Origin of the sequence: Paracoccus chinensis (assembly GCF_900102885.1) — a bacterium.
Classification (GTDB): domain Bacteria; phylum Pseudomonadota; class Alphaproteobacteria; order Rhodobacterales; family Rhodobacteraceae; genus Paracoccus; species Paracoccus chinensis.
Genome location: NZ_FNGE01000041.1, coordinates 1 through 5,939, shown reverse-complemented (window position 1 = coordinate 5,939; position 5,939 = coordinate 1). Strand labels below are relative to the sequence as shown.

Annotated in this window: 7 protein-coding genes and 1 pseudogene; 6 read left to right on the top strand and 2 right to left on the bottom strand. The window is 69.2% G+C overall.

The features are described 5' to 3' along the window. Positions 1 to 93 (bottom strand): GTP-binding protein (locus BLQ03_RS17205; protein WP_023878051.1); only part of this gene is annotated, 93 nt, incomplete at its 3' end. A 193-nt stretch (positions 94 to 286) separates the two neighbouring features. Between BLQ03_RS17205 and BLQ03_RS17200 the strand changes: the two genes are divergently transcribed. After that, positions 287 to 1,189 carry a tellurite resistance TerB family protein gene (locus tag BLQ03_RS17200; protein WP_090757523.1) on the top strand — a complete coding sequence of 301 codons (903 nt, stop codon included), beginning with the start codon at positions 287 to 289 and terminating at the stop codon, positions 1,187 to 1,189. A 67-nt stretch (positions 1,190 to 1,256) separates the two neighbouring features. Here the strand turns inward: BLQ03_RS17200 and parC are convergent, their stop codons facing one another. Next, on the bottom strand, positions 1,257 to 3,503 hold the full coding sequence (gene parC, locus BLQ03_RS17195; RefSeq protein ID WP_090757522.1) for a DNA topoisomerase IV subunit A: 2,247 nt from the start codon (positions 3,501 to 3,503) through the stop codon (positions 1,257 to 1,259). A 161-nt stretch (positions 3,504 to 3,664) separates the two neighbouring features. Here parC and BLQ03_RS17190 point away from each other — a divergent pair, with 161 nt between their 5' ends. The 5 genes and pseudogenes from BLQ03_RS17190 to BLQ03_RS17170 form a co-directional block, all read left to right on the top strand. Continuing rightward, complete coding sequence (locus BLQ03_RS17190) at positions 3,665 to 4,021, top strand: SH3 domain-containing protein (RefSeq protein ID WP_090757521.1); 357 nt, start codon at positions 3,665 to 3,667, stop codon at positions 4,019 to 4,021. 5 nt (positions 4,022 to 4,026) lie between these two features. Continuing rightward, the gene (locus tag BLQ03_RS17185) at positions 4,027 to 4,845 is read left to right on the top strand and encodes an SDR family NAD(P)-dependent oxidoreductase (RefSeq protein ID WP_090757520.1); all 819 of its coding nucleotides are present in this window, start codon (positions 4,027 to 4,029) and stop codon (positions 4,843 to 4,845) included. Positions 4,846 to 4,873: 28 nt separating this feature from the next. Next, positions 4,874 to 5,074 (top strand): twin transmembrane helix small protein, encoded by a 201-nt coding sequence (locus BLQ03_RS17180; protein ID WP_090757519.1) that lies wholly within the window; start codon positions 4,874 to 4,876, stop codon positions 5,072 to 5,074. Beyond that, positions 5,074 to 5,664: a cob(I)yrinic acid a,c-diamide adenosyltransferase gene (locus BLQ03_RS17175; protein ID WP_090757518.1), complete on the top strand. Its 591-nt coding sequence runs from the start codon at positions 5,074 to 5,076 to the stop codon at positions 5,662 to 5,664. Before BLQ03_RS17180 ends, BLQ03_RS17175 begins: the two co-directional genes overlap by 1 nt. Positions 5,665 to 5,769: 105 nt before the next feature. Further along, a pseudogene (locus BLQ03_RS17170) lies at positions 5,770 to 5,939 on the top strand (electron transfer flavoprotein subunit beta/FixA family protein); the annotation flags it as partial.

Below are 5,939 nucleotides of genomic sequence, written 5' to 3'. Positions count from 1 at the left end.
CGCCGCCGTCAGCGTCGTCTTGCCGTGGTCAACGTGACCGATCGTCCCGATGTTGACGTGCGGTTTCGTCCGTTCGAATTTTGCCTTTGCCATCGTGGCCTCCTGATCGTCGGGCGGCCGGCTGGACGACCCCCTCGCGTAAGCATCGCCGCGAGATATAAGCGAGTCGGCGGAAAAGCAAGCTGTGGCGCACGGGGCCCGCGCCGGAACCATCGCGTCTAGGGGCACGTTGAGCAGCCCGAACGGCCGTGCCCGGCACGGCGCCTGTCTTTCCCCGGAGGAACCGATGTCCCTGATGAAATCCCTGGCCCGCGTGGCGGCGGGCGTGATGCTGGCCAAGGGCCTTGGCACCATGATGCAGAACCAGCAGCAGTCCCGGGGGGGCCAGTTCCCCGGCCGACGCCGGACGGGGGGAGGCATCCTCGGCGACCTGATGAATGCCGGGTCCAGCCGCGGCAGCCAGGGCGGCCTGGGCGACATGCTGGGCCAGGTGCTGGGCGGCCGGATGGGCGGGACGGGCATGGGCGGCGCGGGAACGGGCCGTCCCTATGGCGGGCCGAACTCGGCCGGCGCCTCAGGGGGCCTCGGCGGCATCCTGGACAGCCTGACCCGCAATACGGGCCGCGGCTCGGCCGGCGGTTATGGCCAGGGCGGCGGCCTGCTGGGTGGACTGGCCGGCGGCGCGGCGGCAGGGGGCCTCGGCGGCCTTCTCGGCGGGCTCCTGAATGGCCCGGCCCAGCGCGGGGCGCAGCCTTCGAACGACGCGAGCTTCGGCGAGGTCTTCAACGACGCGGTCGCCCGTCAGGACGAGCCCGAGGTCGCCCCCACGCCCGAGCAGAACGCCGTCGCGGGCCTGATGCTGCGCGCCATGATCCAGGCCGCCAAGGCTGACGGCCGCATCGACGAGGCCGAGCGCGAGCGCCTGCTGGGCCAGCTGGGCGACCTCGACGAGGACGATCGCGCCTTTATCCGCGACCAGATGGCTGCGCCGGTCGACCCGCAGGGGCTGGCGCGAGAGGTGCCCAAGGGTCTGGAATCGCAGGTCTATCTGATGTCACTGATGGCGATCGACTTCGACAGCGAGCAGGAGGCCGCCTATCTGCACGACCTGGCCGAGGCGCTGGGCATCGACCGCGCGGCCGCCAACCAGATCCACGACCAGGTGGGCGTGCAGAACCTGTATTCCTGACCGCTCAACTCCCGGAAACACCGAACCGCCCGAGGGGTCCTCGGGCGGTTCCTTCATGGGGGCCGGTTCAGTTGAAGCGGTTGTCGCGGGGGAAGCCTCGCGGCGCCATCCGGCCCGTCGTGCCGCGCTTGGCCAGCCATTCGGTCAGGTCGGGCTCCGTCCGCGTCCGGCCCGCCGGGTCCAGCCAGGACAGGCCCACCGACCGGGTGATGCATTTCGCATCCGCAAGCCCGCCGTCCTTGAACTTCTGCAGCCGCACGCCCTTGCCGCGCGCCATCTCGGGCAGTTCGGACAGCGGGAAGACCAGCAGCTTGCGGTTCTCGCCCACGCAGGCGAGGTGGTCGCCCTCGATCCGGCGGACCAGAAGCGCGTCGCCGTTCAGCACCTGCTTGCCTGCACGGGTCTGGGCGAGGACGTCCGGCGCATTCACGATAAAGCCGTCCCCGGCCTTCGAGGCGACAAGGAACTGCTGGTCCTCGCGCCACGGGAACATGTCCAGCACGGCCGCGTCGTTCGGCAGGTCGATCATCAGCCGCAGCGGCTCGCCCAGGCCCCGCCCGCCGGGCAGGTTGTTGGCCGGCAGCGTGTAGAAGCGGCCGTTTGCGCCGAAGACCATCAGCTTGTCGGTCGTCTCGGCGTGCAGTGCAAGGAACGGCCCGTCGCCGTCGCGGAACTTGACCTCGGCGTCCAGTGGCTGGTGGCCCTTGATCGCCCGGATCCAGCCCATGCGCGACAGGATCACCGTGACCGGCTCGCGCTCGATCATGGCGTCCATGTCGAGCGGCTGCACGTCCTCGGAGGCCGTGATCTCGGTCCGCCGCACGCCCGCCGGGTTGGACTTGCCGAACAAGCCGCGCACTTCGCGCAGTTGCTCGGCGATCTTCATCCATTGCCGGGCGGGATCGGCCACCAGCGCCAGCAGCCCCTCGCGTTCGGCGGCCAGACGGTCGCGCTCGGCCCGCAGCTCGATCTCTTCCAGCCGGCGCAGGGCGCGCAGGCGCATGTTCAGGATAGCCTCGACCTGCGCCTCGGACAGGCCGAACTCGGCCATCATCACCGCCTTGGGGTCGTCCTCGTGGCGGATGATCTCGATCACCCGGTCGAGGTTCAGGTAGGCCACGATATAGCCGTCCAGAAGCTCGAGGCGCGCGGCGATCTTCTCCAGCCGGTGGGCGGATCGGCGCAGCAGCACCTCGCGCCGGTGGTCGAGGAAGGCGCGCAGCACCTCCTTGAGCGAGCAGACCTTGGGCACGCGCCCGTCGATCAGCACGTTCATGTTCAGGCCGAAACGCACCTCGAGGTCGCTGACCTTGAACAGCGCGGCCATCATCTGCGCGGGATCGATGGTGCGGGCGCGGGGTTCCAGCACGATGCGGATGTCCTCGGCCGATTCGTCGCGCACGTCGGCCAGGATCGGGATCTTCTTGTTCAGGACCAGTTCGGCCAGCCGCTCGATCAGCTTGGACTTCTGGACCATGTAGGGGATCTCGGTCACGACGATCTGCCAAGTTCCCCGGCCGAGGTCCTCGACCGCCCAGCGGGCGCGCAGGCGCAGGGAACCGCGCCCGGTGCGATAGGCCTCGCGCAGGGTCGCCGCATCCTCGACCAGCACGCCGCCCGTCGGGAAGTCCGGTCCCGGCATGATCGCCATCAGCGTCTCGTCCCGGGCATCCGGCGACTTGATCAGGTGCAGGCAGGCGTCCACCACCTCGTGCAGGTTATGGGGCGGGATGTTGGTCGCCATCCCCACGGCGATGCCGCTCGCGCCGTTGCACAGAAGGTTCGGGAAGGCCGCCGGCAGCACGACCGGCTCTTCCAGCGTGCCGTCGTAGTTGGGACGATAGTCCACCGCGTCCTCGGCCAGACCCTCCATCAGCGCCTCGGCGGCCAGTGTCAGGCGGGCCTCCGTATAGCGGCTGGCAGCGGGGCTGTCGCCGTCGATCGACCCGAAGTTCCCCTGCCCGTCCACCAGCGGATAGCGCATCACGAAGGGCTGGGCCAAACGCGCCATCGCGTCATAGATCGCGCTGTCGCCATGCGGGTGATAGTTCCCCATCACGTCGCCCGAGATCTTCGCGGACTTGCGGAAGGCGCCGGTCGGCGACAGGCGCAGCTCGCGCATCGCGTAAAGGATGCGGCGGTGGACCGGCTTCAGCCCGTCGCGGGCGTCCGGCAGCGCGCGGTGCATGATCGTGGACAGCGCATAGGTCAGGTAACGCTCGCCAATGGCCCGGCTCAGCGGCTCGGAAACGGTCGAGCGCGCGGGATCCTTGTCGGGCCTGGGGGCGTCGGAGGCGTCGGCTTTCTTCTTCATGGCGTCCACCTACGCCTGAGCCCGGCCGGTTTCCAGTGCCCTGCCGTGCGTGCCCTGCGTGCCACAGGATGAACGGACATGACGGATTTGCGTCAGGCGCAGGGAACGCCTCGGCCGCGATAGCGGTTTCATCCGGACATGAACTTAGCCATACGACTGCCATGTTCCGCCTGATCGCCATTGTCCTGACCTCGACCTTCCTGCTGCTTGCCCTGTTCGGCACCAGCAGCGAGCAGGTGCCCGCAAGCCACCAGGTCCGCGCCATGGGGATGATGGGGGCGCTGGCATCCGGGGCCGAAGAGATCGAAGAACCGCGTCGGCAGTATGTCAGCCGCCATCACCAGCCCCTGAAGACGGCGCCCGAACCGGGCGCGGGCGTGCTGCGCATCCTTCCCTATGGCGCGGTGGTCGAACTGATCCATGCGGACGGGGGCAGTTTCGCCCAGGTCCGCGACCCGCTGGTGAACGAGGTGGGCTTCATCCCCGCAGACAGCCTGTCCGACGACTTCCCGGGCTGATCCGCTTGCCCACGGTCCTCATCACCGGCTGCTCGTCCGGCATCGGGCTGGACGCCGCGCGCCACATGGGCCGCGCGGGCTGGACCGTGATCGCCACCTGCCGGCGGCCCGAGGACCTGCAGGCCCGCCGCGACGAAGGCATGGTCGCCCTGCCCCTCGATCTCGGCGACGAGGCCAGCGTCGCCGCCTGCGCCGAGGCCGCCCTGGCGCATGGCCCCCTCGACGCGCTGGTCAACAACGCGGCCTTCGCCCTGCCGGGCGCGGTCGAGGACCTGCCGCGCGGCGGCCTGCGGTCGATCTTCGAGGTCAACCTGTTCGGCACCCACGACCTCACGCGCCGCCTGATCCCGCATTTCCGCGAACGGGGCGCGGGCCGCATCGTCAATGTCAGCTCGGTCCTCGGCCTCGTCGGCATCCCCTGGCGCGGCGCCTATGTCGCCAGCAAGTTCGCGCTGGAAGGGCTGACCGACGTGCTGCGGATCGAGATGTCGGACACCCCCATCCGGGTGATCCTGGTCGAGCCCGGCCCCATCACCAGCCGCATCCGCGCCAACTCGATCCCCCATTTCGAACGCTGGGTCGACTGGGAACGCAGTCCTCGGGTCGAACAATACCGGGCGAGCCTGCTGAAGCGCCTCTACCAGCCCTCGGGGCCTGACCGGTTCGAACTGTCGCCCTCGGCCACCAGCGCGGTGATCCGGGCCGCGCTGGAAGCCCGGACCCCGCGCGCCCGCTATCGCGTGACGCGTCCCACCCAGATCGCGGCTGCAGGGCGCAGGCTGCTGCCCACGGCCGCTCTGGACTGGTTCGCGCGGCGCAGCTAGTCTGGGCACCTGCGAAAGGCGGCCGTTCATGCGCGACCAATCCCTTTTCATCGTCGCGGCACTGGCCGTCCTTGCGGTCACCGTGATCCTGGCGGTCGGCATCGGCGGCTTCGCCCGGGGCGGCGAGTTCAACCGCCATCACGGCAACCGCATGATGCGCTGGCGCATCATCGCCCAGGCGATCGCGGTGGCACTGATCCTGATCTACGTCATGCTGAGGGGCCACTGATGGTCGTCCTGAACCGCATCTACACCCGCACCGGCGACAAGGGCGACACGGGCCTGTCGGATGGCTCGCGCGTGGCCAAGCATGACCCCCGGGTCGAGGCCTATGGTACGGTGGACGAGCTGAACGCCACGCTGGGCCTTGCGCGGCTGCATGCGGAAGGCCCGATGGCCGAACGGCTGGCGGTCATCCAGAACGAGCTCTTCGACCTTGGCGCAGACCTTGCGCGCCCGAACATGGACCGCGACGCCGAGGCGCCCTATCCGGTGCTGCGGGCGGTGCAGCAGCAGGTCGGGCGGCTGGAAGCCGAGATCGACGAGATGAACGGGCCGCTTTCGGCGCTGCGCAGCTTCATCCTGCCGGGCGGGTCGGCCCTGGCCGCACATCTGCACCTGTGCCGGACCGTCGCGCGCCGGGCCGAGCGCCGCGCGACCGAACTTGCCCAGGGCGGCGACGTCAACCCGGTGGCGGTGCGCTATCTCAACCGCCTGTCCGACTGGCTGTTCGTGGCCGCGCGCGTGGCGAATGCCGATGCGGGCGGGGACCTGCTGTGGGTGCCCGGCGCCTCGCGCGGTGACGACTCGGGCACTTGACGCTGCGAGCCAGTCCTTCCTGCCGATATTTGGCCTTTAAATCGCGGCGGTGATTGTTATGCAACTGCAGCAACGGGTGACGCTTATGCGAAAGGGAGAGGGCTGATGAAGCTTCTTGTGCCGGTCAAGCGTGTGATTGACTACAACGTGAAGGCGCGGGTGCGTGCGGACGGGTCGGGGGTGGACCTGTCGAACGTGAAGATGTCGATGAACCCTTTTGACGAGATCGCGGTCGAGGAAGCGATCCGACTGAAGGAAAAGGGTGTCGCCACCGA

Excerpts from the sequence above, each read along its gene's own strand:
- BLQ03_RS17200 (WP_090757523.1), top strand. The coding sequence starts at position 287 with ATGTCCCTGATGAAATCCCTGGCCCGCGTGGCGGCGGGCGTGATGCTG.
- parC (WP_090757522.1), bottom strand. The coding sequence starts at position 3,503 with ATGAAGAAGAAAGCCGACGCCTCCGACGCCCCCAGGCCCGACAAGGAT.
- BLQ03_RS17175 (WP_090757518.1), top strand. The coding sequence starts at position 5,074 with ATGGTCGTCCTGAACCGCATCTACACCCGCACCGGCGACAAGGGCGAC.
- BLQ03_RS17190 (WP_090757521.1), top strand. The coding sequence starts at position 3,665 with ATGTTCCGCCTGATCGCCATTGTCCTGACCTCGACCTTCCTGCTGCTT.
- BLQ03_RS17180 (WP_090757519.1), top strand. The coding sequence starts at position 4,874 with ATGCGCGACCAATCCCTTTTCATCGTCGCGGCACTGGCCGTCCTTGCG.